Annotated in this window: 21 protein-coding genes; 13 read left to right on the plus strand and 8 right to left on the minus strand. The window is 72.2% G+C overall.

Going from position 1 to position 23,812, the window contains the following annotated elements; all coding sequences use genetic code 11:
- The first annotated feature begins 100 nt into the window (after nucleotides 1-100).
- From J2X26_RS09775 to J2X26_RS09790, 4 genes are all read left to right on the plus strand, one after another.
- A complete protein-coding gene (locus J2X26_RS09775; RefSeq protein ID WP_307491816.1) occupies nucleotides 101-1,066 on the plus strand; it encodes a LysR family transcriptional regulator in 966 nt (321 codons plus the stop codon).
- A gap of 77 nt (nucleotides 1,067-1,143) precedes the next feature.
- The gene (locus tag J2X26_RS09780; RefSeq protein WP_307491818.1) at nucleotides 1,144-2,637 is read left to right on the plus strand and encodes a S1 family peptidase; all 1,494 of its coding nucleotides are present in this window, start codon (nucleotides 1,144-1,146) and stop codon (nucleotides 2,635-2,637) included.
- 88 nt (nucleotides 2,638-2,725) lie between these two features.
- Nucleotides 2,726-4,015 (plus strand): NYN domain-containing protein, encoded by a 1,290-nt coding sequence (locus tag J2X26_RS09785; protein WP_307491820.1) that lies wholly within the window; start codon nucleotides 2,726-2,728, stop codon nucleotides 4,013-4,015.
- Between the two features lie 35 nt (nucleotides 4,016-4,050).
- Nucleotides 4,051-4,281 (plus strand): hypothetical protein, encoded by a 231-nt coding sequence (locus J2X26_RS09790; RefSeq protein ID WP_307491821.1) that lies wholly within the window; start codon nucleotides 4,051-4,053, stop codon nucleotides 4,279-4,281.
- 4 nt (nucleotides 4,282-4,285) lie between these two features.
- Here the strand turns inward: J2X26_RS09790 and J2X26_RS09795 are convergent, their stop codons facing one another.
- Nucleotides 4,286-6,100, minus strand: coding sequence for an AMP-dependent synthetase/ligase (locus J2X26_RS09795; protein WP_307491822.1), 1,815 nt, complete (start codon nucleotides 6,098-6,100; stop codon nucleotides 4,286-4,288).
- Between the two features lie 209 nt (nucleotides 6,101-6,309).
- Here J2X26_RS09795 and J2X26_RS09800 point away from each other — a divergent pair, with 209 nt between their 5' ends.
- On the plus strand, nucleotides 6,310-7,257 hold the full coding sequence (locus J2X26_RS09800; RefSeq protein WP_307491824.1) for an ROK family glucokinase: 948 nt from the start codon (nucleotides 6,310-6,312) through the stop codon (nucleotides 7,255-7,257).
- A 36-nt stretch (nucleotides 7,258-7,293) separates the two neighbouring features.
- Here J2X26_RS09800 and J2X26_RS09805 read toward each other — a convergent pair whose 3' ends face one another.
- Nucleotides 7,294-7,944: a hypothetical protein gene (locus tag J2X26_RS09805; protein ID WP_307491826.1), complete on the minus strand. Its 651-nt coding sequence runs from the start codon at nucleotides 7,942-7,944 to the stop codon at nucleotides 7,294-7,296.
- 134 nt (nucleotides 7,945-8,078) lie between these two features.
- Here J2X26_RS09805 and J2X26_RS09810 point away from each other — a divergent pair, with 134 nt between their 5' ends.
- The 3 genes from J2X26_RS09810 (at nucleotide 8,079) to J2X26_RS09820 (ending at nucleotide 11,528) form a co-directional block, all read left to right on the plus strand.
- Nucleotides 8,079-8,879, plus strand: coding sequence for a lysophospholipid acyltransferase family protein (locus J2X26_RS09810; protein ID WP_235518366.1), 801 nt, complete (start codon nucleotides 8,079-8,081; stop codon nucleotides 8,877-8,879).
- 79 nt (nucleotides 8,880-8,958) lie between these two features.
- The gene (locus J2X26_RS09815) at nucleotides 8,959-10,179 is read left to right on the plus strand and encodes a pyrophosphate--fructose-6-phosphate 1-phosphotransferase (protein WP_307491829.1); all 1,221 of its coding nucleotides are present in this window, start codon (nucleotides 8,959-8,961) and stop codon (nucleotides 10,177-10,179) included.
- Nucleotides 10,176-11,528, plus strand: coding sequence for a class II 3-deoxy-7-phosphoheptulonate synthase (locus J2X26_RS09820; protein WP_307491830.1), 1,353 nt, complete (start codon nucleotides 10,176-10,178; stop codon nucleotides 11,526-11,528). Before J2X26_RS09815 ends, J2X26_RS09820 begins: the two co-directional genes overlap by 4 nt.
- A 52-nt stretch (nucleotides 11,529-11,580) precedes the next feature.
- Here the strand turns inward: J2X26_RS09820 and pknB are convergent, their stop codons facing one another.
- Nucleotides 11,581-13,620, minus strand: a complete 2,040-nt coding sequence (pknB, locus tag J2X26_RS09825) for a Stk1 family PASTA domain-containing Ser/Thr kinase (protein WP_307491833.1) — start codon at nucleotides 13,618-13,620, stop codon at nucleotides 11,581-11,583.
- Between the two features lie 48 nt (nucleotides 13,621-13,668).
- Nucleotides 13,669-14,808 (minus strand): lytic transglycosylase domain-containing protein, encoded by a 1,140-nt coding sequence (locus J2X26_RS09830; RefSeq protein ID WP_307491835.1) that lies wholly within the window; start codon nucleotides 14,806-14,808, stop codon nucleotides 13,669-13,671.
- Between the two features lie 144 nt (nucleotides 14,809-14,952).
- Between J2X26_RS09830 and J2X26_RS09835 the strand changes: the two genes are divergently transcribed.
- A complete protein-coding gene (locus J2X26_RS09835) occupies nucleotides 14,953-15,366 on the plus strand; it encodes an Rv2175c family DNA-binding protein (protein ID WP_307491837.1) in 414 nt (137 codons plus the stop codon).
- Nucleotides 15,367-15,401: 35 nt separating this feature from the next.
- Here the strand turns inward: J2X26_RS09835 and J2X26_RS09840 are convergent, their stop codons facing one another.
- Together J2X26_RS09840 and J2X26_RS09845 are read right to left on the minus strand one after the other, a co-directional pair.
- Entirely contained in the window at nucleotides 15,402-16,523 is a 1,122-nt protein-coding gene (locus J2X26_RS09840) for a polyprenyl synthetase family protein (protein ID WP_307491839.1), read from the minus strand.
- Between the two features lie 9 nt (nucleotides 16,524-16,532).
- Nucleotides 16,533-17,087: a hypothetical protein gene (locus J2X26_RS09845; RefSeq protein WP_307491841.1), complete on the minus strand. Its 555-nt coding sequence runs from the start codon at nucleotides 17,085-17,087 to the stop codon at nucleotides 16,533-16,535.
- Between the two features lie 122 nt (nucleotides 17,088-17,209).
- Here J2X26_RS09845 and J2X26_RS09850 point away from each other — a divergent pair, with 122 nt between their 5' ends.
- The 3 genes from J2X26_RS09850 to J2X26_RS09860 all read left to right on the plus strand — a co-directional run bounded on the left by J2X26_RS09850 (nucleotide 17,210) and on the right by J2X26_RS09860 (nucleotide 20,642).
- Nucleotides 17,210-18,334, plus strand: a complete 1,125-nt coding sequence (locus tag J2X26_RS09850; RefSeq protein WP_307491843.1) for a DUF4192 domain-containing protein — start codon at nucleotides 17,210-17,212, stop codon at nucleotides 18,332-18,334.
- 95 nt (nucleotides 18,335-18,429) lie between these two features.
- On the plus strand, nucleotides 18,430-18,825 hold the full coding sequence (locus J2X26_RS09855) for a universal stress protein (protein ID WP_055913870.1): 396 nt from the start codon (nucleotides 18,430-18,432) through the stop codon (nucleotides 18,823-18,825).
- Nucleotides 18,826-19,067: 242 nt separating this feature from the next.
- Entirely contained in the window at nucleotides 19,068-20,642 is a 1,575-nt protein-coding gene (locus tag J2X26_RS09860; RefSeq protein WP_307491846.1) for an RNA polymerase sigma factor, read from the plus strand.
- A 150-nt stretch (nucleotides 20,643-20,792) separates the two neighbouring features.
- On the opposite strand, the gene J2X26_RS09865 is transcribed toward J2X26_RS09860, so the two are convergent.
- Nucleotides 20,793-21,158 (minus strand): PH domain-containing protein, encoded by a 366-nt coding sequence (locus J2X26_RS09865; protein WP_055915759.1) that lies wholly within the window; start codon nucleotides 21,156-21,158, stop codon nucleotides 20,793-20,795.
- Between the two features lie 140 nt (nucleotides 21,159-21,298).
- Entirely contained in the window at nucleotides 21,299-21,508 is a 210-nt protein-coding gene (locus J2X26_RS09870) for a DUF7455 domain-containing protein (RefSeq protein WP_055915761.1), read from the minus strand.
- A 163-nt stretch (nucleotides 21,509-21,671) separates the two neighbouring features.
- Between J2X26_RS09870 and J2X26_RS09875 the strand changes: the two genes are divergently transcribed.
- Nucleotides 21,672-23,798: a DNA gyrase/topoisomerase IV subunit B gene (locus J2X26_RS09875; RefSeq protein ID WP_307491849.1), complete on the plus strand. Its 2,127-nt coding sequence runs from the start codon at nucleotides 21,672-21,674 to the stop codon at nucleotides 23,796-23,798.
- Nucleotides 23,799-23,812 lie beyond the last annotated feature (14 nt).

The following is a 23,812-nucleotide window of genomic DNA, read 5'->3' on the forward strand; positions in this document are numbered from 1 at the left end:
GACGCTACCCACGGCCACCGACACGTCCGGGATCCGCACGCGGTGCGTCGCGGGTCTGCGCGGGCTCCCCTCCGCGGTGGCAGGTCGATAGTTTCGACGGATGGAGCTCGAGCTGCGTCACCTGCGCCTGATCGTCACCGTCGCGGAGCAGGGGTCGGTGACGCGCGCGGCCACCGCGCTCGGGCTCACGCAGCCGGCCCTGACCGCGCAGCTCAACCGGATCGACCGGACGTTCGGGGCCGCGGTGTTCACGCGTGACCAGCGCGGGGCGCGGCCGACTGCGCTGGGCGAGTTCGTCCTCGGACGGGCCAAGGTCCTGCTCCCGGCGATGGCGGCCCTGGTCGAGGACGCGCACCGGATCGTGGCGGGAAGAGAGCTGGGCACGCGGTCCGTGCGGATGGGCACCGCGAGCACGGCGCTCGGCGGTCTCTTCGTGAACCGGCTGATCTCGGAGCTCGACGTGGAGGTGACGAGCGTGACGCTCCCCGACGTCGACGGGGTCACCGACCAGCTGGCGTCCGGGGCGCTCGACGTCGCGCTCGTCGGCCTGTGCGGGAACTCCGAGCCGCCCGCGGCCGACGGTGTCCGGTGGTCGCGGGTGAGCACCGACCCGGTGTTCCTCCTGGTGCCCGACGACCACCCCCTCGCCCCGCAGCCCGTGGTCACCCTGGGCGACCTCGCGGACGCGGAGTGGTTCGGGGTGACCGGCGCCGGATGCTTCCAGCGCTGCTTCGTCACCGCCTGTGCGCGGGCAGGGTTCACACCGGTCAAGGTGAGCGAGGCTGACCGGGCGGCGTGCGTCGACCTGGTGCGTGCCGGGCACGGCGTGGCGCTGGTGCAGCCCACGTTCCCGGACACGCCCGGTGTCTCCGTGGTCCCGCTCGCGGGCGCTCCGCTCCAGTGGGCGCACCACGTCGGGTGGCACGAGGAGAGCGCGACGCTGCCGGTCGAGGGCATCATCGACGCCGCCATGAGCGCGCATGCCGAAGCGGTGAGCCGGAGCAGCCCTCGTTTCGTCGACTGGTTGGCCCCGGGGCATAACGGCGGTGCTATGCCCCGCGAGTGATCTGTTGCTCGACACCTGTCATCCCTAGTGTGACAAGCGGCCTACCCGGCCGATGTGACGACGGAGGGACGACAGACATGACGCGACACACCTGGAGAGGGGCGATGACGGCCTGTGCGGCCGGCGCGCTCCTCGTCGGACCGCTGGCGGTCGGATCGACTGCCGCAGCATCCGACCCCGGATCCACGAGCCCCCACGAGCTCGGCATCGAGCAGAAGGTCGACCCCGGCATCGCCCGAGCGCTGGAGCGCGACCTCGGGATCAGCCGGGGCGACGCAGCAGCACGCCTGACCTTCCAGGCGCGAGCGGCAGGCATCGAGGACGCCCTCGAGCGCCGGCTCGGCGCCTCGTTCGCGGGAGCGTGGGTCGATCCCACGGCGAACGTGCTGTACGTCGGCGTGGCCGACCAGGGAGCCGCTGCCGCGGTCCAGGCGGCCGGCGCGAAGGCGGTCGTCGTCGACGACACGCTCGCCGAGCTGGAGGGCTGGCAGGCGTCGCTCGACGCGGCGACCCCGGCCGCGGCCGACCAGGTCCCCAGCTGGTACGTGGATGTCGTCACCAACTCCGTCGTCGTCTCGGTGCGTCCCGGCGGCGAGGCCACCGCCCAGGCTCTGATCGAACGTGCGGGCGTCCCGGCCGGGTCGGTGTCGTTCGAGGCCACGGAGGAGGCGCCCCAGACCTACATCGACATCGTCGGCGGGAACGCCTACTACATCGGCAGCGGCTCACGGTGCTCGGTCGGCTTCGCGGTGACCGGCGGCTTCGTGACGGCCGGCCACTGCGGGAGGTCGGGTGCGACGACGACGTCGCCGAGCGGGACGTTCGCGGGGTCGAGCTTCCCCGGAAACGACTACGCGTGGGTCCGCGCAGCCTCGGGCAACACCCCCGTCGGCGCCGTGAACCGCTACGACGGCTCCCGGGTCACGGTGGCCGGGTCGACCGACGCGGCCGTCGGCGCCTCGGTCTGCCGGTCCGGCTCGACGACGGGCTGGCACTGCGGGACGATCCAGGCCCGCGGCGCGAGCGTCACCTACTCGCAGGGCACCGTCAGCGGGCTGATCCGCACGAACGTGTGCGCGGAACCCGGTGACTCGGGAGGCTCGCTGATCGCGGGCACCCAGGCGCAGGGCGTGACCTCCGGTGGGTCCGGCAACTGCTCCTCGGGCGGCACCACGTACTTCCAGCCGGTCAACGAGATCCTCTCCGCCTACGGCCTCACGCTGACCACCGGAGGCGGCACCACGCCGCCCCCGACCACGGCGTGCACGGGCTACGCCGCCAGCTACCAGGGCTCGCTCAGCTCCGGGGCAGCCGTCGCCCAGCCGTCCGGCGGGTCCGTGACCGTGACTCGCAGCGGCACCTTCCGGCTCTGCCTCGCAGGTCCGTCAGGCGCCGACTTCGATCTCTACCTCCAGAAGCGCAGCGGGACGACGTGGTCGACCGTCGGGCAGGGCACGACCTCGTCGAACAACGAGGCGTTCACCTACAACGGCACGGCCGGCACCTACCGGTACGTCGTGCTCGCGTACTCCGGTTCCGGTTCCTACGTCCTGGGCGCGACCACGCCCTGACGCCGGACGGCACGCGCGGCCCGACGCTCACCCTGGCGGGGTGGGTGTCGGGCCGCGTCTCGTCGCGTCGCGACCTAGGGTGCTGGGCATGGGTCTTGACGCGGGGACCGGCGACGAGGCGGGGGACGTGCCGGCGGCGCTGCGGACGGCGCTCGTGCAGGTCGCAGCGGACGTCCTCGGTGCCGCCGAACCCGTCGACGTGCCCCCGTCGCTGCGGGCCGTCCACAGGTTCGCCCCCCGACGTCGCGCGACAGCGGGCGCCGGGCCGCTCTGGCAGGCCCTGCAGGACGACGCCTTCCGGGCCAAGGTGGCTCGCGTATGGGCGCAGTCGCACGCGGAGCTCGCTGCCTCCGTCGCGCCCGACGCGTCCGCGCCCGTCCCACCGTCCGTGCAGGCAGCCGTCGGCGCCTGGCTCCTCGGGACCGCTCGGTGGCGCGAGCTGCTGCCCCCGGACGAGGTGGGCGAGGGGGCCGGAACCGCGCAGGTGCAGGCGCGGCTCGAACGTGCCCAGAGCGACGCGGAACGGCTCCGGTCGGACGCCGTCGCCGCACGAGAGGAGGCGCGAGCAGCGCAGGACCAGCTGGGGGCACTGCAGCGCGAGCTGCGGCGGCTGCGGTCGGACGCGGACCGCGCCCGCAGCGAGGGTCGGCGTGCGGCCGAGGACGCCCGAGCGTCGCTCGACGCGGCCGAGCTCGCGCGGTCGCGCGCCGAGGAGGACCTGCGACTGGCGCACGACGAGCGGAAGTCCGCGCACGCCGAACGGACCGCCGCGCGGGCTGAGCTGCGTGCTGCCCGCAAGCTCGCCGACGTCCGCGTGCGCCTGCTGCTCGACACCATCGTCGACGCCGCGAGCGGCCTGCGGTCCGAGCTGGCACTGCCGCCCGTCGCGGACCTGCCCGCCGACCTCGTCAGCCCGCCGACGGAGCGCGTCGCGGCGCGCCTCGGGTCGCGTGGGCGCTCGGTGGACGACCCGGCTCTCCTCGACGAGCTGCTGCGCCAGCCCTGGGCTCACCTGGTGGTGGACGGCTACAACGTCTCCAAGACCGGGTACGGGGAGCTGTCGCTGGCGGAGCAGCGTCGCCGCCTCGTCGACGGGCTCGCCGTGGTCGCGGCCCGCACCGGGGCCGAGGTGACGTGCTGCTTCGACGGGCAGGAGGGTCAGCAGCACCCGCCCGGCGGGTACGCGCGGGGGGTCCGGGTCCTGTTCGCCGTCGGGGAGATCGCCGACGACCTCATCCGCCGGCTCGTCGACGCGGAGCCGCCGGGGCGCGTGCTCGTCGTCGTCACCAGCGACCGGGAGGTTGCCCGGGACGTCGAGCAAGGGGGCGCGTGGGTGGTGCCGTCGAGCACGCTGGTCGCCCGGCTGCAGCGCCTCTGAGGCCCGTGTCGGTGGTCGTGGTTAGCGTCCGACGCATGATCATCGACTGCGACACCTGCACGGCGCCCGCCTCCGCGTGCGCGGACTGCGTCGTGACGTTCCTGACCATCCCCGTGCGAGCCGCACCGGCTGTCCCCGTGACCGCCGGTGCCGAGCCGGGCACAGCCGCAGGGGCGGTCGAGCTCGATGCCGCGGAGCAGCACGCCATCGGCGTGCTCGCGGCGTCGGGTCTCGTCCCGCCCCTGCGTCTGGTGCGTGCGGTGTGAGCCGTCAGTCCTGCGCTGGGCCGTCGTAGAGCGCGTCGACCTCGCCCGCGTAGTCCTTCAGCACCTCGTTGCGACGGATGCTGAGCTTCGGCGTGAGGTAGCCGTTGGCGATGGTGAGGTCCGTGTCGAGGATCCGGTACTTGCGCACCGACTCGGCACGGGACACGGCCTTGTTCGCCTTCTCCACGGCCTTGTCGAGCGACGCCAGGACGTCGGCGTCCTTGCTCGCCTCCGCCAGGGTCATCTCCGGCTTCCCGTGCGCGGCGAGCCAGCCCGGCACACCGTCGGGGTCGAGCGTGATGAGCGCACCGATGAAGGGGCGCTGGTCGCCGACCACGACCACCTGGCTGACCAGGGGGTGCGCGCGGATGCGGTCCTCGAGCACCGCCGGCGCGACGTTCTTGCCGCCGGCCGTGACGATGATCTCCTTCTTGCGTCCCGTGATCCGCAGGTAGCCGTCGTCGTCGAGGGACCCGAGGTCACCGGTCCGGAACCACCCGTCGTGGACGGCCTCCGCGGTCGCCGCGTCGTTGTTGTGGTAGCCGCGGAACACCTGGACGCCCTGGAGCTCGATCTCGCCGTCGGCGGCGATCCGGACCCCGCTGCCGGGCAGGGGGAGCCCGACCGTGCCGATCTTGGTGCCTCGGCCGGGCCGGTTGACCGTCGCCGGTGCCGTAGTCTCGGTGAGGCCGTAGCCCTCGAGGACGTTCAGGCCAAGGCCACGGTAGAAGTGACCCAGACGCTCACCGAGGGGGGCGCCGCCCGAGACGGCCCAGCGCGCCTGACCGCCCAGCGCGTTGCGCAGCTTGTGCAGCACGAGGACGTCCGCCACCTTGTGCTGGAGGCGGAGCCACGGGCTGGGCCCGCGCGGGTTGTCGAGCGCGCGCGAGTACACGATCGAGGTCTTGGCGGCCCGCTGGAAGATCGACCCCTTGCCGGCCGCAGCAGCCTTCTGCTCGGCCGAGTTGTAGACCTTCTCGAACACGCGGGGGACCGCGAGGATGAACGTCGGCCGGAAGGTGCCGAGGTCCTCGATCAGCGTCACGGTGCTGGGGCTGTGCCCGAGGACCGCGCCGGCGGGGATGCACAGCACCTCGATGAACCGCGCGAAGACGTGCGCGAGGGGCATGAAGAGCAGGGTGCGTGCGCCGGGCTCGCTGAACACCTCGTGCAGGTCGGCGACGGCGTTCACCGTCAGCTCGTAGAAGTTGCCGTGCGTGAGCTCGACGCCCTTGGGCCGACCGGTGGTGCCCGACGTGTAGATGATCGTCGCGACGTCGGTCAGCGACGACAGCGCACGGCGGCGGACGATCTCGTCGTCGCTCACCCCGCTGCCGGCGGTGACCAGCGCGTCGATGGCGCCGTCGTCGATGACGAGCAGCTCGCGCAGGTGCGGCGTGTCCGCGCGGACCTCGTCGACGACTGCCGCGTGCGCGGCGGACTCGACGACCAGCACCGAGACGTCCGCGTCGGTCAGGATCCACAGGACCTGCTCGGCGGACGACGTCTCGTAGAGCGGGACCGGCACGGCGCCGGCGGCCCAGGTGGCCCAGTCGAGCAGCGACCACTCGTAGCGGGTCCGGGACATGATGCCGACGCGGTCGCCCGGCTGGACGCCACGTGCGACCAGGCCCTTGGCGACGGCCACGACCTCGGCGTCGAACTCCCGCGCGGTCAGGGGGATCCAGGGGCCGTCCTGCTGCGACTTGTGCTCGACGAGCACTCCGTCGGGCGTGCGGCTGACGCGCTCGGCGAACAGGTCGTTGAGGTTCTTCGAGGGGTCGACCTCGACGCGCAACGGAAGGTGGAACTCGTCCATGCTGGCTCCAGTGACAGAGGGGCGAAGTGTGCCCTGAGGATACGGGACGTGCGGCCCGACGCCGGGAGCACCCGAATGGGTACGCTCTGCGGCGGACAGGTGGCGGCGTCGCCGGGCATGTGAGCCCGGGGCCGCGCAGGCGGATAGCGTGGGAGCCCGCACCGAACGGTAGCGAGCACGGGTACGAGCGCGTAGGAGCACACACGAACATGCACGCCATCGGTGTGGACATCGGCGGGACGAAGATCGCTGCGGGCGTCGTCGACGAGGACGGCACGATCCTTGCCAAGACGCGCCGCGACACGTCGCCCGACGACGTCGCGGGCATCGACAAGGCGATCGCCGAGGTCTACCTGGAGCTCAGCGGGTCCTACGAGATCGGTGCCGTCGGCGTGGCCGCGGCCGGGTTCGTGTCCGCGGACCGCTCCTCGGTGCTCTTCGCGCCGAACATCGCGTGGCGTGACTACCCGCTGCGACAGAAGGTGCAGGCGATCCTGGGGGACGAGGACGTCCTGATCGTCGTCGAGAACGACGCCAACGCGGCCGGCTGGGCCGAGTTCCAGTTCGGTGCGGCCCGCGACGTCGACGACATGCTGATGCTCACCGTGGGCACGGGCCTCGGTGGCGCCATCGTGTCCAACGGGAAGCTCGTCCGTGGTGCCTGGGGCGTCGCCGCCGAGATCGGGCACATGCGCGTGGTCCCCGGCGGTCATTACTGCGGCTGCGGCCACGAAGGATGCTGGGAGCAGTACGCCTCGGGCAGCGCTCTGGTCCGGGACGCGCAGGCCACCGTGATCATCCACCCGGAGCGCGCGACCCGGCTGCTCGAGCTCGCCGGCGGCAACGCCGACAAGCTGAGCGGCCCGCAGGTCACGCAGGCGGCGCAGGAGGGCGACCCGCTGGCCGTCGAGCTGCTCACCGAGCTCGGCCGGTGGGTCGGCGAGGGCGCCGCGTCGGCGACCGCGCTCCTCGACCCGGCGCTCATCGTCATCGGTGGCGGCGTGGCGGATGCGGGAGAGCTGTTGCTCGCACCAGCCCGGAAGGCGTTCGCGGAGCAGCTCTCGGGCCGCGGCCACCGGCCGGAGGCGGCGATCGTCGTGGCGTCGATGGGCAACGACGCGGGCCTGGTCGGCGCGGCCGACCTCGCGCGCGGCTGACGACGGGGTGCCGATCACCACGGTCTCCAGCGCCGGTCAGACCACCGCGCCGGTGTCGTCGTCGTCGGGGTCCCGACGATGCGGCATCCGCCACAGCAGCACACCGACCCCGACGACGAAGAGCGCCGCGGCCGCCTGCACGAGGGCCGGGGGAGCATCACGCCACACGACGAGCACGATGAGCAGGAAGATCGGCACGCCCGCGGCCGCGCACCACGCCATCGTCAGCAGCGGGTCGCCGCCGAGGACCGGGCCGGGGTCCGGGGGCACGAAGTGCTCCTCCGCGTCGATGCTCGCCTCGGCGTCGTCGATCTGCGACGTCCCGTCCCAGTCCCGGCCGCTCAGCTCCGGCGTCGCGTCCGCGGCGGGACGCACGACGCGGCGGTCCGCGACCCAGGGTGCGACGGGGAACGACAGTCCGGACGTCGGCTCCGAGCTCGCGCCCGTCGGAGGGACGCTCTCGGGCGCCGGGGACGGCTCGGCGCCGTCGTACCCGTCGAGCTCACCGAGCTCGGCGACGATCGCCGCCCACACCTCGTCGTCCGTGGGCTGCTGGGGTGCGGCATGATCGGGCGCCCCGTCGGGCCCGTCAGCGGGCAGCTCCGCAGCCGCGTCGGTCGAGGACGGCGGGACGTCCGCGCCCGTCGGCTGGACGCCGTCGTCGGAGTCGTCAGGGCGAGGTGCCATAGGAGCACTCTAGAGTCGGACCGAGCAGTCGGGGTGGTTCGCGCTCCGCTCAGGTGTCCCGCAAGGGGTCGTCAGGAGCGAGCGCCGGGCTCGGGTGGACGGACAGTCCGTGTGTCGGGTCGAGAGGTGAGCCGTTGTTCTACTGGTTGATGAAGCGGGTGTTCGTGGGCCCGCTGCTGCACCTGGTCTACCGACCCTGGGTGCGCGGTGCCGAGAACGTGCCGGAGGAGGGTGCCGCCATCATGGCGAGCAACCACCTCGCGGTGATCGACTCGTTCTTCCTGCCCCTGGTCCTCGATCGTGAGCTCGTGTTCATCGGCAAGCAGGAGTACTTCACCGGTGCCGGGGTCAAGGGCCGGCTCACGGCGGGGTTCATGCGCGGCGTCGGCACCATCCCCGTGGACCGCGGGGGCGGCAAGGCCAGCGAGGCCGCGCTGCGCACCGGACTGCGCCGCCTGGCGGACGGGGACCTCTTCGGCATCTACCCGGAGGGCACCCGCAGCCCCGACGGTCGGCTGTACCGCGGCAAGACGGGCATCGCGCGTCTCGCGCTGGAGTCCGGCGCCCCCGTGATCCCGGTCGCGATGGTCGGCACCGACGAGGCGCAGCCCCCGGGCCGGCGGATCCCGAAGGTCATGCGCATCGGCGTCGTCATCGGCGAGCCGCTCGACTTCAGCCGCTACCAGGGGATGGAGAACGACCGGTTCATCCTGCGGTCCGTCACCGACGAGATCATGTACGCCGTGATGAGCCTGTCGGGCCAGGAGTACGTCGACGTGTACGCGGCGACGCAGAAGGCCCGCATCGCGACCGGTCACCCGGCCGTCGCGGGGGACGCGGCCGACCACCTGCCGGCCGCACCGGGCGGTCGTCCGGTGCCCGACGTCCAGGTGCCGGTACCGCCGCAGGACGAGAGCGGGACGTCAGTAGGATGACGCGGTCGGCCGTCGCGCCGACGTCGTGGCGCGCCGCCGATGCGGGTGTGCCGAAGGTTGTCTACGAGAGGTGTGTCTCATGTCGGTTCGTCGCGTCGCCCTCCTGACCGCAGGTGGCTTCGCCCCGTGCCTGTCGTCCGCCGTCGGCGGGCTCATCGAGCGATACACGGAGATCGCTCCCGACATCGAGATCATCGCGTACCAGCACGGGTACTACGGCCTGCTGCGTGGCGACAAGATCGTCGTCGACGCCGAGACGCGCGCGAAGGCCGGGATCCTGCACCGGTTCGGCGGCTCGCCCATCGGCAACTCGCGGGTCAAGCTCACCAACGCGAAGGACTGCGTGAAGCGTGGGCTCGTCCAGGAGGGGCAGGACCCGCTGCAGGTGGCGGCCGAGCAGCTCAAGGCCGACGGGGTCGACGTGCTGCACACCATCGGTGGCGACGACACGAACACGACGGCCGCGGACCTCGCGGCCTACCTGCACGAGAACGGCTACGACCTGACCGTCGTCGGCCTGCCCAAGACCATCGACAACGACGTGGTGCCCATCAAGCAGTCGCTGGGCGCCTGGACCGCTGCCGAGGAGGCCGCCGGGTTCGCCGCGAACATCATCGGCGAGCACCGCTCCGGCCCCCGCATGCTCATCGTGCACGAGGTCATGGGCCGGCACTGCGGGTGGCTCACCGCGGCCGCGGCCGCCGAGTACCGCAAGTGGCTCGACACGCAGGAGTGGGTGCCGGGCATCGGCCTCACGCGGGAGCGCTGGGACATCCACGCCGTCTTCGTGCCGGAGCTCGCGCTCGACATCGACGCCGAGGCCGCGCGCCTGAAGGCGATCATGGACGAGCAGGGCAACGTCAACATCTTCCTGTCCGAGGGCGCCGGCATGCACGAGATCGTGGAGCAGCTCGAGGCCGCCGGCACGCCGGTGGAGCGCGACCCGTTCGGGCACGTGAAGCTGGACACCGTGAACCCGGGGCAGTGGTTCGCCAAGCAGTTCGGCGAGAAGCTGGGCGCCGAGAAGACGATGGTGCAGAAGTCCGGGTACTACTCGCGCGCCGCGGCCGCGAACGCCGAGGACCTGCGGCTCATCAAGTCGATGACCGACCTCGCCGTCGAGTCCGCCCTGCGCGGTGAGTCGGGCGTGATCGGTCACGACGAGGAGCGGGACGACGTGCTGCGTGCCATCGAGTTCCCGCGCATCGCGGGCGGCAAGGCGTTCGACGTCTCGCAGCCGTGGTTCGGTGCGCTCCTCGAGGACATCGGTCAGCCCCTGGTCCCTGCGAGCCACTCATGAGCGTCGAGCCGGACCCGCAGGTCGTCGCCGGGCTGGACGCCTGGCGGTCGATGGGCGCGCTCCAGCAGCCGCAGTGGCCGGACGCGACCGCGCTCGACGCCGTGACGTCGAAGCTGTCCACCCTCCCGCCGCTCGTCTTCGCCGGCGAGGCCGACCACCTCCGGGCGCAGCTGGCTGCGGCCGGTCGGGGCGAGGCGTTCCTGCTCCAGGGCGGCGACTGTGCGGAGACGTTCAGCACCGCGACCGCGGACAACATCCGCAACAAGATCAAGACGATCCTGCAGATGGCGGTCGTGCTGACGTACGGCGCCAGCCTGCCCGTGATCAAGATGGGCCGCATGGCCGGGCAGTACGCCAAGCCGCGCAGCTCGGACACCGAGACCCGTGACGGCGTGACGCTGCCGGCGTTCCGCGGCGACATCATCAACGACTACGAGTTCACCACCGAGGCTCGTACGCCGGACCCGCAGCGACTGCTCGAGGCGTACCACACGTCCGCCTCGACGCTGAACCTGATCCGGGCGTTCACCACGGGTGGCTTCGCCTCGCTGCTGCGCGTGCACGAGTGGAACCGCGGCTTCATGACGAACCCGTCGTACTCGCGCTACGAGGAGATCGCGGCGGAGATCGACCGGGCCATCCGCTTTATGGCGGCGTGCGGCGCCGACTTCGACGCGCTCCGGTCGGTCGACTTCTTCTCCAGCCACGAGGGTCTGCTGCTCGACTACGAGCGCCCGCTGACCCGCATCGACTCGCGGACCGGTCTGCCGTACGACTGCTCGGCGCACTTCGTGTGGATCGGCGAGCGGACCCGTCAGCTCGGCGGTGCGCACGTCGACTACTTCTCGCGCGTGCAGAACCCGCTCGGCATCAAGCTGGGGCCGACGACGTCGGGTGACGACGCGCTGGCGCTCATCGACAAGCTGAACCCGCAGGGGGAAGCCGGACGCATCACCTTCATCACGCGTATGGGTGCCGGCAAGGTCCGAGACCTGCTGCCCGCGCTCGTCGAGAAGGTGACGGCCGACGGCCGTCCCGTCACGTGGGTGTGCGACCCGATGCACGGCAACGGGATCACGTCCGCGTCGGGCTACAAGACGCGACGGTTCTCGGACGTGATGGACGAGGTCGCCGGATTCTTCGAGGTGCACCGCGGTCTCGGCACGGTGCCCGGCGGACTGCACATCGAGCTCACCGGCGACGACGTCACCGAGGTGCTGGGCGGGTCCGAGGAGATCGACGACGAGGGCCTCGCGCGACGGTACGAGACGCTGGTCGACCCGCGGCTGAACCACCAGCAGTCGCTGGAGATGGCGTTCCAGGTCGTGGAGCTGCTCCGCGCGTCCTGACGACTGGCGGCTGCCGCCCTAATCCGCGCTGGCGGGCGGGGCGGCAGCGCTGTCAGAAGACGTTGATGACGATCGTGCTGCCCCGGGGAGCCGTCTTGCCCTCGCCGCCCTCGGGCTTCTGCGAGTAGACGATGTTCAGCGGCGAGATGCCCTGGGGGTGCTCGACCTTCACGATGAACCCGGCCGCCTGGAGGGCGGCTTCTGCCGTCTTGACGTTCTGGCCGTACGTGCTGGGCAGGGCGAGCATCTCCGGGCCCTTGGAGACGTTGACCGCGATGGTGTCCCCGCGGTGGCCCTCGGCGCCTGCGACGGGGCTCTGGTCGATGATCAGGCCCGCCGCGACCGTGTCGCTGAAGACCTCCGTCGGCGCGAGCTTGAGGTTGTCCGCCTGCAGCTGAGCGGTGGCGTCCGCGAGCGTCGTCCCGACGACGGACGCGATCGTGACCGGCTCGGGACCCTTGGAGACCGTGAGCCGCACCTCGGTGCCCCTGATCGCCTGGGCGCCGGGTTCGGCGGGTCCGCCGTCGGGCAGGGTCGCGCTGATGATCGCGGCGTTCGGCACCGCGTCGCTGTACTCGGGGTCGGCGTAGGTGGCCTTCAGCCCTGCGGCGACGAGTGCGGCCTCGGCGTCGGCCTGCTCCTTGCCGACGACCCCGTCGGGGATGGCGACGAAGTCGGGGCCCTTGGACACCGTGAACGCGACGGTGCCGTCCTTGCGGATGCGGTCGCCCTGGCCCGGGTTCGTCGCGAAGACCTCGCCGACCGGCGCCTCGCCGTCGAACGCGGACGAGGGGTCGGCGCCGAGCCCGGCGCGCTCGAGGATCGCGGTCGCCTCCGCCTCGTCCTGACCGATGATCGTCGGGACGGTGGTGTAGGCGCCCGGCCCCTGCTGCAGGTACCACCACGTGCCGCCGCCGATGAGCGCAGCGAGCAGGGCGAGCAGGACGATCCAGCGGGCGCGGTGGGTCCGGCGCGGCGGGTCGGCCGGGGGAGCGGTCAGCACCTCGACGCCGACGCCGAGGCCGATGGGCAGGGCGACCGTCGTCCCGCGGGCGTCCCCGGTCTCGATGAGGGTGGTCTCGTCGTCGTCGCCCCGCGACGGCTCGTCGTCCATCGACGCGTCGACGTCGTCGTCCGACTCGTCGTCGTCCGCGTCCAGGTCGGTCTCGGCCGGGTCGGTCGCCGTGGGGAGCACGATCGACGGGGTGACGGAGGCGTGGCGTGCGAGCGTCTCGTCGTCCAGCGCGGCGCGGGTGCGGCGCAGGAGCGCGAGGGCGGCCGCGGCGTCGACCGGTCGGTCGTCCGGGTCGCGCGCGGCGAGAGCGCGCACGGCGTCGTCGATCTCGATGGGGAGCCAGTCGACCAGCTCCGACGGCGCCGGGACGTCGTTGTTGACGTGCTGGAACGCGACCTGGATGGGGGTCTCGCCCGTGAAGGGCTGCCGCCCGGTGAGCATCTCGTAGAGCAGGATCCCGCTGGCGTAGACGTCCGTGCGCGCGTCGCTGAGCCCGCGGACGACAAGCTCCGGCGCCAGGTACGCGACCGTGCCGAGCACCGTCCCGGTCGTGGTCGAGGTGACCTCGGTGACCGCGCGTGCCAGCCCGAAGTCGGCGAGCTTGACGCGTCCGTCCGTGGCGAGCAGCACGTTCTCGGGCTTGATGTCCCGGTGCACCAGGCCGACCCGGTGCGCGGCGGCGAGCGCGTCGAGCACGCTCTCGCCGATACGCAGCGCCTCACCGACCGTCAGGGCTCCGCGCTCACCGATGTGCCGGCGCAGGTTGCACCCGTCGATGTACTCCATCGTCAGGTAGCTGGTCTCGCCGTCGACGCCCTGGTCGTACACACCGACGAGGCCGGGGTGGGTGAGGCGCGCGGCGGTCCGGGCCTCGCGCCGGAACCGGGCGACGAAGTCGGAGCCGGAGGTGCCCTCGGCGAGGTGGGCGTGCATCACCTTCAGCGCGACGTCCCGGTCCAGGCGACGGTCGACGGCCAGGTAGACGGTGGCCATGCCTCCGCGGGCGATGCGGGACACGACCTCGTACCGACTGTCGACCAGGCGGCCGACGAACGGATCGGTGATGGTGGCTCCCACGCCAGGGAGTCTACGGTCGCGAATGCCGCGGATGCGGCAGGCAGGGCCTCAGTGGAACCGCGTCATGTGCGTCTGGACGTTGGCCACATAGCGCCGCGTGTCCGCGAACATGCCGTTGTTCTTCACGGAGGTGGCGCCCTGGTAGTAGCCGGCGATCGCGGTGGGCAGGTCCGGGGCGTTGCCGACGAGCGCGCGCAGGATGGCGACGCCCGCGGTGACGTTGTCGTCCGGGTTCACGAGGTTCAGCGGGCGGCCGACGAGCTCCGACGCCCACTGTCCCGACGTCGGGATGACCTGCATGGTGCCGATCGCGTTGGCGGGGGAGACGACGGCGTGGTTGAACCCCGACTCCTGGAACGCGACCGCCTGGGCGAGCGCCGGGTCGACGCCCATCGCCCGTGCCGTGGCGGCGATCTTGGCCTGCATCTCCGCCTTCGACGGCGTCGGCGTGCTGCGCAGCGTCGCGAGGTTCGCGTTGGCTGCGGCCACGACCGAGTCGGCGTAGGTGCGACCGGCGAACGTGTTGCCCACCGAGGCGGCCGGCGCGGGCACGGGGACGGTCAGCGTCTGGCCGATGCGGATGAGGGCACGGGAGTCCAGCCCGTTGGCCGCGACGACAGCCGCGACGGTCGCGCCGTGCTTGGCAGCGATGGCGGTGACCGTGTCTCCGGACCGGACCGTGTGGGAGACGGAACCGGCTGACTGCGCGACGGCTGCGGGAGCGGGAGCAGCCGTGGCTGCGGCGGCTGCGCCGGGGATCGAGAGCGACTGGCCGATCCGGATGAACGCGCGGGAGTCCAGCCCGTTGGCCGCGATGACGGCGGCGACCGTCGTCCCGTGCTTGGCCGCGATGCGGCTGACGGTGTCACCGGCGACGACCGTGTAGGCGGCTGCGACGGGCGCAGGCGCGGCGGGTGCGGGAGCCGGGGCCGAGGACGTGGTCGGGATGGTCAGCACCTGACCGATGCGGATCCGGGAGGCGTCCGCCAGGGAGTTGGCGCGGACGATCGCGGCCACGCTGGTCCCGCTGCGGGTGGCGATGTGGCTGACGGTGTCGCCGGACCGGACCGTGTAGGAGTCGTCGGCGTGGGCCGCACCGGCGGTCGCGGTCACGCCGACGACGGCCAGCGCGAGCGTCGCGCCGGTCCCGGTGGCGACGCGGCGGGCGGTGGCGTGCTGGTGCGACATGATGCCTACCTCGTGGTGCGAAAGTGAACGGATGTTGCCTGTGTGACTGGAGTGACAGAATGCGAACGTATCCGAATACGGCACACGGGGAAAGCGCACGGGGGAATTGCGGGGGTGTAATTCAACGATGCGTACTCTTGTCGGGTGAACGATTCCGCAGAGACCCTCGACCGCCTGGTCGACGAGTGGCTCACCGTCCCTGATGTCGCCGACCGGCTCGGCCTCGACGCCTCCAAGGTGCGCCGGATCGTGCAGGAGCGCCGCATCATCGGCGTCCGGCGCGGCGATCCGCGCATCTTCGTCGTCCCCGCGGCCTTCCTCGTGCCGGGACACCTCGCCAACCCCGCACAGCCCACGGCGCCCGATGCAGACCAGCCGTGGACGGTCCTGGCCTCGCTGCAGGGCACACTGACCGTCCTGTCGGACGCCGGGTTCACCGACGAGGCGGCGATCGAGTGGCTCTTCACCCCGGACGACTCGCTCCCGGGGACGCCGATCGAGGCGCTGCGCACGGGCCGCAAGACCGAGATCCGGCGCAGGGCCGCAGCCGAGCTCTGACGGGGGCGTCGAGCGGGCGGTCGGCTCAGGCGCGCTCAGGCGTGCCGGTCGACCGCGGCGTGCGCGAGCCCGATCAGCTGGGAACGTGCGGGCTCGTCCCACGGGCGCTCGTCCATGAGGGCGAAGGCGCGGCCGGCCAGGAGCTCGATGAGCCGCTCGACGTCGTCGGGAGCGCCCGTGTCCCGGATCGCCGCGGCGAGGACGGCGACGTCGGCGTCCGTGAGTGCGCGGTCGCCGAGACGCGTGCGCAGCAGGTCCACGGTGGCCTCGTCGGACCCGGCGCGGGCGCGGGCCACCGCTCGGGCCGTCAGGATCGTGCGCTTGCCCTCACGCAGGTCGTCACCCGCGGGCTTGCCGGTCGTCCGCGGGTCCCCGAACACCCCGAGCAGGTCGTCCCGGAGCTGGAACGCCTCGCCCAGCGGCAGACCGAGCGTGCGGCACGCCTCGAGCTCGCTCTCGGTGGCGTCGGCGAGGGTGGCGCCGAGGACGATCGGGTGCTCGACGCTGTACCGGGCGGCCTTCGCGCGGATGACCTCGCGGGCGCGCGCCTCGTCGGCGGCCGGGTCGTCGCCCCACGGCAGCGCCTGCGCCAGCACATCCAGGTACTGGCCCACCGTGACCTCGGTGCGCATCAGGTCGAACACCGTGCGTGCGCGCTCGGACCGCGCGAGCGGTTGCAGGGCGAGCGCTCCGGCGAACTCCTGCTCGCTCGCGATGAGCGTGAGGTCGCCGAGGAGGATCGCGGCCGACATCCCGAAGCGCTCGGCGTCGCCGGTCAGGCCGTGCTGGGCGTGCAGACCCGCGAACGCCCGGTGCGCCGCGGGGAACCCGCGTCGTGTGTCGGAGTCGTCCATGACGTCGTCGTGGAACAACGCTGCGGCCTGGAAGAGCTCGAGCGCGGCGCCCACGCGCAGCACCGCGTCCGCCTCGGCGGTCCCGGCCCGGCCTCCGTGGGCCCGCCACGACCAGTAGCAGAACGCGGCCCGTAGCCGCTTCCCGCCCGTGAGGATCTGGGCGACCGCGTCGGCGAGCACGTCCGCGTCGTCGCTGGCCGCGGCCAGCACCGTGCGCAACCGTGCGACGTGCCTGGTCAGCAGCTCGTCGATGCGGGTTCGGACGTCCTCGACGTCGACGAGAGGCTGGGTCGTGGGGCTCACGCGGGCAGCCTACGGCGCCGGTACGCGAACCCGCCCACCGAGGGTGAGGGTGCGCTCGTCTTCCCGGTCGAGGATCCCGACCACGAGCAGCTCGGAGCCGTCGCCGCGCGAGAAGGTGGACTGCGCCGCGAGGCCGGGCTCGGGGGCGGGTGGGACGTTCTCGACGAAGCCCGCCGCGACGAGCGGGACCCGGACGGCGTCGAGCAGCCCGGCGGTGTCCTGTGCCGTGCGGAGGTTCAGGCTGACCTCGGTGAGGTCGGTGCCGTCGACGAGCGCGGCCGACGAGAGCAGCACCTCGGCGCCGTCCGGCACCGGGATGAGTGCGGTGGGGAAGCCGGTGACGAGCTCGCCCACCGCGGAGCTCGCGTCACCGTCGGCCTCGGGGAGGAGCGTCTCGGAAGGAGCGGGCTCCGGTGTGGCCAGCGCGACGGCGCTCCCGGTGGGGGAGGCCTCGCCGGGACTGCTGGTCGAGCAGGCCGCCGTGGAGACGCCGACGGCCAGCGCGACGACGGCGGCGACGAGGCCGGACCGGACGCGCGCCGAGAGGGGCGCAGGACGGGGCACCGCGACAGGGTAGCCGCACGGGCTGCGCACCGAGACGCCCACATGCCCCTCGTCCGGTGGCTGCGTGCAAAGATCCGCCGACGGGTGTCCACGGTCGGCCGCCGCTCGGGTGGGCTGACGCCATGCAGACCACGACGCTCCGGGTGAGCGAACCCCGGGAGATCCTCGCGCTCGTCCCTCATCGACTCGGCTTCCGGCCGCGGGACAGCGCCGTCGCCGTCAGCCTGCGGCCCCCGCGAGGGGAGGTCGGGCTCGTCGTGCGCGTGGACCTGCCGCACCTCGCGGACACGGCCGACGGACCGCTGCTCGCCCGGACGCTCGTCGCGCACCTCGGCCGTGACGGGGCCCGCCGCGGCATCCTCGTGCTCTACGCCGACCAGGATCCACGTGGTCAGGACGGTGCCGCGCAGCTGGCCGCCCGGCACTTCCGCGAGGCGGCGGCAGATGCGCTCGGGGACGTCCTGGTGTGGGTGGTCACCCCGGCCGGCTACCTCTCCCTGGACTGCGTCGAGGACTGCTGCCCGCCGGGTGGCAGGCCCTTGCGAGACCTCGACTCGACGCAGGTGGGCGCCACGCTGGTGCTGGCCGGCTCCGCCGTGGCGGACTCGCGGGAGGACATCGCCCGGATCCGTCCGGAGCACGGTGACGTCCGGCGCTCCGTCGCCCGCGTCCGCCGCCGGTGGGAGCACCGGTGCGCGGAGGCCGTGGTCGCGGGCGCCGACGCGCAGAGCCGGTGGCGGGAGGACTCGCTCGCGGCCTGGCGGAAGGCGGTCGCGCTCGTCGAAGCCGGCGAACCCGGACCCGGCGGGGCGCCGTGGGGGCGCGTCGAGGCCGGTCTCGCCGACCGCCGCGTGCGGGACGGGGTCCTCGTCGCGCTGGTCCCCGGAACCTCGGACCTGCCCGAGCGGTGTGTCCGCACCGTCCCGTCGACACCTGAGCTGGACGCGGATCTCGGTGCCGCGATGGCGCTGATCCTCGACCCGAGCCGCGGTGTCGTGCCTCCCGTGCGGGCCACGGCGGTGCACGAGGCGGTCCTGGAGGCCGTCGTGGCGCGCGGGAGGGCGGGCGCGCAGGCTCCCGCTCTGACCCTGCTGGCACTGCTCGCGTGGTGGCGCGGCGACGGTGCACGGGCGCGCCTGCTGCTGGACGCAGCGCTCGACGCCGACGCCGAGTACCACCTGGCGGAGCTGCTCGACGACGCGTTGACGGCCGCCATCCCGCCCGGTTGGGTCCGGCACGCCGACTGACCTGCGAAGAGATCCCATCGTGAGGTCGTCGCGGCCCGTCGCCTCCGGTAGCGTCACGGTGACGGCACTGTTGCCGCGGGACGAGGGGAGGACCGATGGGCATCGTGGTCGGCTATCTGGCCACTCCGGAAGGTCGGGCGGCCCTCGGGGCGGCGATCGAGGAGGCACGACAGCGCGACACGCGCGTCGTGGTCGTCGTGAGCACACGTCCCGATGCTCCGGAGGAGCAGCGCAGCGCCCTCGAGGCGGAGCTCGACCGGGTCCGGGCGGAGTTGGCGACCGCGGGCGTCGACCACGAGGTGCGGCTGCTCAGCGGTGGCGACGTCGCGGACGACCTCATCCTGACGGCGGAGCAGGTCAGTGCTCAGCTGGTCGTCCTGGGTCTACGGCGCCGCAGCCCCGTCGGCAAGCTCATCCTCGGGGCCAACGCGCAGCGGGTGCTCTTCGACGCCCCGTGCCCGGTGCTCACCGTCAAGCCCGGTCCCGCCTGACCTCGTCGGTCTCGCCGCCACCCGACACACCCGGATGGCTGATCCTCCGGACCCTCCGAAGCCCTCGTTGCACGCGGGAATCTCTGGTGCCCGCCGTTCGTTGAGCACGAGGACCCCGTGACTGCCGTCCCCGACGGCCGTGTCGTCGTGCCCATGATCGCGCCGAGCGGCCCGTGGGGTCGGTACAATATCCATCTACCTCCCGGCCCCGTTCCGGGTGTCGCGCTGCCGAAAGGTCGTTCGTGTCGTCCCAGACCCCGCATCCCGCTCTTCCGCGTGAGTTCGAGCACCCCGCCCTGCAGGACCTCGTCCTGCGCGGGCGCACCCACGGCACCGTGGGCGCCGAGGAGCTGCGCACCGCGTGCGAGCAGGCGGACGTCCAGGACGCCAAGCGCCTGCGCGCCGTCGTCCGCGGCCTGTCCACCGCCGGGATCGGCGTGCGCGAGCCGTCTGCACCCGCTGTGCCTGCCCGTGCCGTCGCCGCCACCAGCGCCGGGGCTGGTCCGTCGACCAAGGCCGTCGTGACTCCCGAGGAGGGCGCTGCCCCCAAGGCCCGCGCCACTCGCGCCAAGACGGCCGCCACGAAGACCGCTGCGGCCAAGCCCGCTGCTGCCAAGCCCGCGGCGAAGTCCGCTGCCGCGGCCAAGAAGGCTGCGACGGTCGGTGACGACGTCGAGGTCGAGGTCGTCGAGGGTGACGAGCCGGACATCGAGTCGATCGAAGAGGTCGTCGTCGAGGCGGTCGAGGTCATCGAGGTCGTCGACGACGCCGCCGACGCGGACGACGACGACTCGGAGGACGGCGAGAAGAAGCCCGCCGCGAAGGAGGAGGAGAGCGAGGACAGCGGCTTCGTCTACTCCGACGCCGACGACGACGACGCTCCCGCGCAGCAGGTCGTCACGGCCGGCGCGACGGCCGACCCCGTCAAGGACTACCTCAAGCAGATCGGCAAGGTCGCGCTGCTGAACGCCGAGCAGGAGGTCGACCTCGCCAAGCGCATCGAGGCGGGCCTGTTCGCCGAGGAGCGGCTGAACGCGGGCATCACCATGGAGCCCAAGATCAAGCGCGAGCTCGAGTGGATCGCGAACGACGGCCGGCGGGCCAAGAACCACCTGCTCGAGGCCAACCTGCGTCTCGTCGTCTCCCTGGCCAAGCGCTACACCGGTCGCGGCATGCTGTTCCTGGACCTGATCCAGGAGGGCAACCTGGGCCTGATCCGCGCGGTCGAGAAGTTCGACTACACCAAGGGCTACAAGTTCTCGACGTACGCGACCTGGTGGATCCGTCAGGCCATCACGCGCGCCATGGCCGACCAGGCCCGCACCATCCGTATCCCGGTGCACATGGTCGAGGTCATCAACAAGCTCGCCCGCGTCCAGCGCCAGATGCTCCAGGACCTGGGCCGTGAGCCCACGCCGGAGGAGCTGGCCAAGGAGCTGGACATGACGCCCGAGAAGGTCGTCGAGGTCCAGAAGTACGGCCGCGAGCCCATCTCGCTGCACACGCCGCTCGGTGAGGACGGCGACAGCGAGTTCGGCGACCTGATCGAGGACTCCGAGGCCGTCGTGCCCGCGGACGCCGTGAGCTTCACGCTCCTGCAGGAGCAGCTGCACCAGGTGCTGGACACCCTCTCCGAGCGCGAGGCCGGCGTCGTCTCGATGCGGTTCGGCCTCACGGACGGTCAGCCGAAGACGCTCGACGAGATCGGCAAGGTCTACGGGGTGACGCGTGAGCGGATCCGTCAGATCGAGTCCAAGACGATGTCGAAGCTGCGGCACCCGTCGCGGTCGCAGGTCCTGCGGGACTACCTCGACTGACACGCGCCTCTCCACGACGAAGGCCCGGACCGGATGGTCCGGGCCTTTCGTCGTCCGCGCCGGGTGCGCGAGTTCACGGGATGGCAACCGGGGGACATCGGCCGCAAACACGCCGTCCGTCGGCTGAGCCCGAGTCGACTGCGCCCGTCGTCAGCGCGTGATGTACCAGAGGATCAGGTCGTGGGCCTTGTGCGCCTTCTCCACGCCGCGGAAGTCGGCCTCGTGGACCGTGCCGCCGACGTCGATCGCGATGCTGCTGCTGGACGTGAACTTGCCGGCGAACGACGTGTTGCTCACGACCGAGACCGAGCGCACGTGCCGGTAGGGGATCGAGGTGATCGCGACCCGCTTGCCGACGAAGCTCTTGTCCTGCATGACGACGCGGAGCGTCGTGAGCCCGACGAAGCCGGTACCGGTGCCGATGCAGTCGTAGACGGCGAGCACCTCCTCGCCCTGCAGGAGACCGCGGCTGACCAGCTCGAGCTGCTCCGCCTTGTCGACGTCAGGCTCTGTCACGGGGGGGCCTCCTGCACGCTCGGGGGACGATGGGCCGCTGTGCCCGTCGTCGCGAGCATAGGGGTGATGCGTCGCGGACAGAGCGCGAGGCCCGGACCATCAGGTCCGGGCCCCGCGTCGTCAGAGGGTGGTGCGCTGCGTCAGATCGCCGCGCCGGCCCCGGCGCCGTGCTCGGCGAGGAGGCGGTCGGTCTCGTCCTGCACGTGGGTCGCCAGCTCGGCGAACTTCGGTGCGTGCTCGCGTGCGTGGTGCGCGCAGAACAGCAGCTCTCCCACGGCGAGGACAACTCGGACATAGGCCTGTGCGCCGCAGCGGTCGCAGCGGTCGGCCGCGGTCAGTGGATGCGTCATGGTCCCGGTCACAGATCTATAGAACCATCCCGATGCCAGATCCCACGCACCGGGACCGGGTGGTTCGCTCACCGCGTAGCAGACCGTAACCAGCCCGCAACACAGCCGTTGCCGGCGGCATGGCGCCTCCGGGCTGTCGGGCCCGGCGACTACCATCGGGCCCGTGACGACGACCTCCCCGCAGTCCGGCTACACCGCCCGGCACCTGTCGGTGCTGGAAGGGCTCGAGGCGGTGCGCAAGCGCCCCGGCATGTACATCGGGACCACAGACAGCCGCGGCCTCATGCACTGCCTGTGGGAGATCATCGACAACTCGGTCGACGAGGCCCTGGGTGGCCACGGGGACCGCATCGAGATCGTGCTGCACGCCGACTCCTCGGTGGAGGTCCGTGACAACGGGCGCGGCATCCCGGTGGACATCGAGCCGAAGACGGGGCTGACCGGCGTCGAGGTCGTGTTCACCAAGCTGCACGCCGGCGGCAAGTTCGGTGGCGGCTCCTACGGCGCCTCCGGTGGGCTGCACGGCGTCGGCGCGTCCGTGGTGAACGCCCTGTCGGCGCGTCTCGACGTGGAGGTCGACCGGGGCGGTCGCACCCACCGGATGACGTTCCACCGCGGCGAGCCCGGCATCTTCGACGACCGGGCCGGTATCGGTCCGGACAACCCGTTCGAGCCGTTCGTCTCCGGGTCCGAGCTCACGATGGGCGGCAAGGTCGCCCGCGCCCGGACCGGGACGCGCGTGCGGTACTGGGCAGACCCGCAGATCTTCCCCAAGGCGGCGGTCTTCGCCTACGACGAGCTGGTCACGCGCGCCCGGCAGACGAGCTTCCTGGTGCCGGGCCTCACGCTGACGGTGCGCGACGAGCGCGGTATCGCGGGCACGCCCGGAGCCGACGGCCCGCACGAGGAGACGTTCCTGCACAGCGGGGGTGTCGTCGACTTCGTCGACCACCTGGCGCCCGACACCGCCGTCACCGACACGTGGCACCTGACCGGCTCGGGTGCGTTCACCGAGACGGTGCCGGTCCTCGACGAGCGCGGGCACATGACCGCGCAGGAGGTGTCGCGCACGTGCGAGGTGGACATCGCCCTGCGGTGGGGGACGGGCTACGAGACCGAGGTCCGCAGCTTCGTCAACATCATCTCCACGCCCAAGGGCGGCACCCACCTGGCCGGCTTCGAGGCCGGGCTGCTGCGCACCATGCGCAAGGCGGTCGACGCGAACGCCCGGCGGCTCAAGATCTCGGCACGCGACACCTCCGAGCGGATCGACAAGGAGGACGTGCTGGCCGGGATGACCGCGGTCGTCACCGTCCGGCTGGCCGAGCCGCAGTTCGAGGGGCAGACCAAGGAGGTGCTCGGCACCGGACCGGTCCGCGCGATCGTCGCCAAGGTGCTGGACACCGAGCTCGGCGCGATCTTCGTCTCGCCCAAGCGCGACCACAAGGCGCAGTCGTCGCTGCTGCTGGACAAGGTCGTCGGCGAGATGCGCGCGCGGCTGTCGGCGCGCAAGCAGAAGGAGATCTCCCGTCGCAAGAACGCGCTCGAGACCTCATCGCTGCCGGCGAAGCTGGCGGACTGCCGCAGTGACGACGTCGAGCGCAGCGAGCTGTTCATCGTCGAGGGGGACAGCGCGCTGGGCACCGCCAAGCTGGCGCGCAGCTCGGACTTCCAGGCGCTGCTGCCCATCCGCGGGAAGATCCTCAACGTCCAGAAGGCGTCCGTCACGGACATGCTGAAGAACGCGGAGTGCGCCGCGATCATCCAGGTGGTCGGTGCCGGGTCGGGTCGGTCGTTCGACCTGGAGGGCGCGCGCTACGGGAAGATCGTGCTGATGACCGACGCCGACGTGGACGGCGCGCACATCCGCACCCTGCTGCTCACGCTGCTGTTCCGGTACATGCGACCGCTGGTCGAGGCCGGACGCGTGTACGCGGCCGTCCCGCCGCTGCACCGCATCGAGGTCATCGGCGGCGGGGGGCGCAAGAACGAGTACGTCTACACGTACTCCGAGGCCGAGCTCGTGGCGACGCTGAAGAAGCTGGACAAGGCGGGCAAGCGCTACAAGGACGACATCCAGCGGTACAAGGGCCTCGGCGAGATGGATGCGGACCAGCTGGCGGAGACCACGATGGACCCGCGGCACCGCACGCTGCGCCGGGTGACCGTCGAGGGTGCCCAGCGTGCCGAGGAGATCTTCGAGCTGCTGATGGGGTCCGACGTCGCACCGCGCAAGGACTTCATCGTCGCGGGCGCCGACGGGCTGGACCGCAGCCGCATCGACGCCTGACCGGCAATCCGGTT

Source organism: Cellulomonas humilata (assembly GCF_030814415.1).
Classification (GTDB): Bacteria; Actinomycetota; Actinomycetes; order Actinomycetales; family Cellulomonadaceae; genus Cellulomonas; species Cellulomonas humilata_A.

What these genes read in the sequence shown, in the direction of transcription:
- J2X26_RS09820 (WP_307491830.1), top strand. Translation starts at nt 10,176, where the DNA reads ATGAGCGTCGAGCCGGACCCGCAGGTCGTCGCCGGGCTGGACGCCTGG.
- J2X26_RS09785 (WP_307491820.1), top strand. Translation starts at nt 2,726, where the DNA reads ATGGGTCTTGACGCGGGGACCGGCGACGAGGCGGGGGACGTGCCGGCG.
- J2X26_RS09855 (WP_055913870.1), top strand. Translation starts at nt 18,430, where the DNA reads ATGGGCATCGTGGTCGGCTATCTGGCCACTCCGGAAGGTCGGGCGGCC.
- J2X26_RS09795 (WP_307491822.1), bottom strand. Translation starts at nt 6,100, where the DNA reads ATGGACGAGTTCCACCTTCCGTTGCGCGTCGAGGTCGACCCCTCGAAG.
- J2X26_RS09775 (WP_307491816.1), top strand. Translation starts at nt 101, where the DNA reads ATGGAGCTCGAGCTGCGTCACCTGCGCCTGATCGTCACCGTCGCGGAG.
- J2X26_RS09850 (WP_307491843.1), top strand. Translation starts at nt 17,210, where the DNA reads ATGCAGACCACGACGCTCCGGGTGAGCGAACCCCGGGAGATCCTCGCG.
- J2X26_RS09815 (WP_307491829.1), top strand. Translation starts at nt 8,959, where the DNA reads ATGTCGGTTCGTCGCGTCGCCCTCCTGACCGCAGGTGGCTTCGCCCCG.
- J2X26_RS09800 (WP_307491824.1), top strand. Translation starts at nt 6,310, where the DNA reads ATGCACGCCATCGGTGTGGACATCGGCGGGACGAAGATCGCTGCGGGC.
- J2X26_RS09830 (WP_307491835.1), bottom strand. Translation starts at nt 14,808, where the DNA reads ATGTCGCACCAGCACGCCACCGCCCGCCGCGTCGCCACCGGGACCGGC.
- J2X26_RS09780 (WP_307491818.1), top strand. Translation starts at nt 1,144, where the DNA reads ATGACGCGACACACCTGGAGAGGGGCGATGACGGCCTGTGCGGCCGGC.
- J2X26_RS09790 (WP_307491821.1), top strand. Translation starts at nt 4,051, where the DNA reads ATGATCATCGACTGCGACACCTGCACGGCGCCCGCCTCCGCGTGCGCG.
- J2X26_RS09805 (WP_307491826.1), bottom strand. Translation starts at nt 7,944, where the DNA reads ATGGCACCTCGCCCTGACGACTCCGACGACGGCGTCCAGCCGACGGGC.
- J2X26_RS09870 (WP_055915761.1), bottom strand. Translation starts at nt 21,508, where the DNA reads ATGACGCATCCACTGACCGCGGCCGACCGCTGCGACCGCTGCGGCGCA.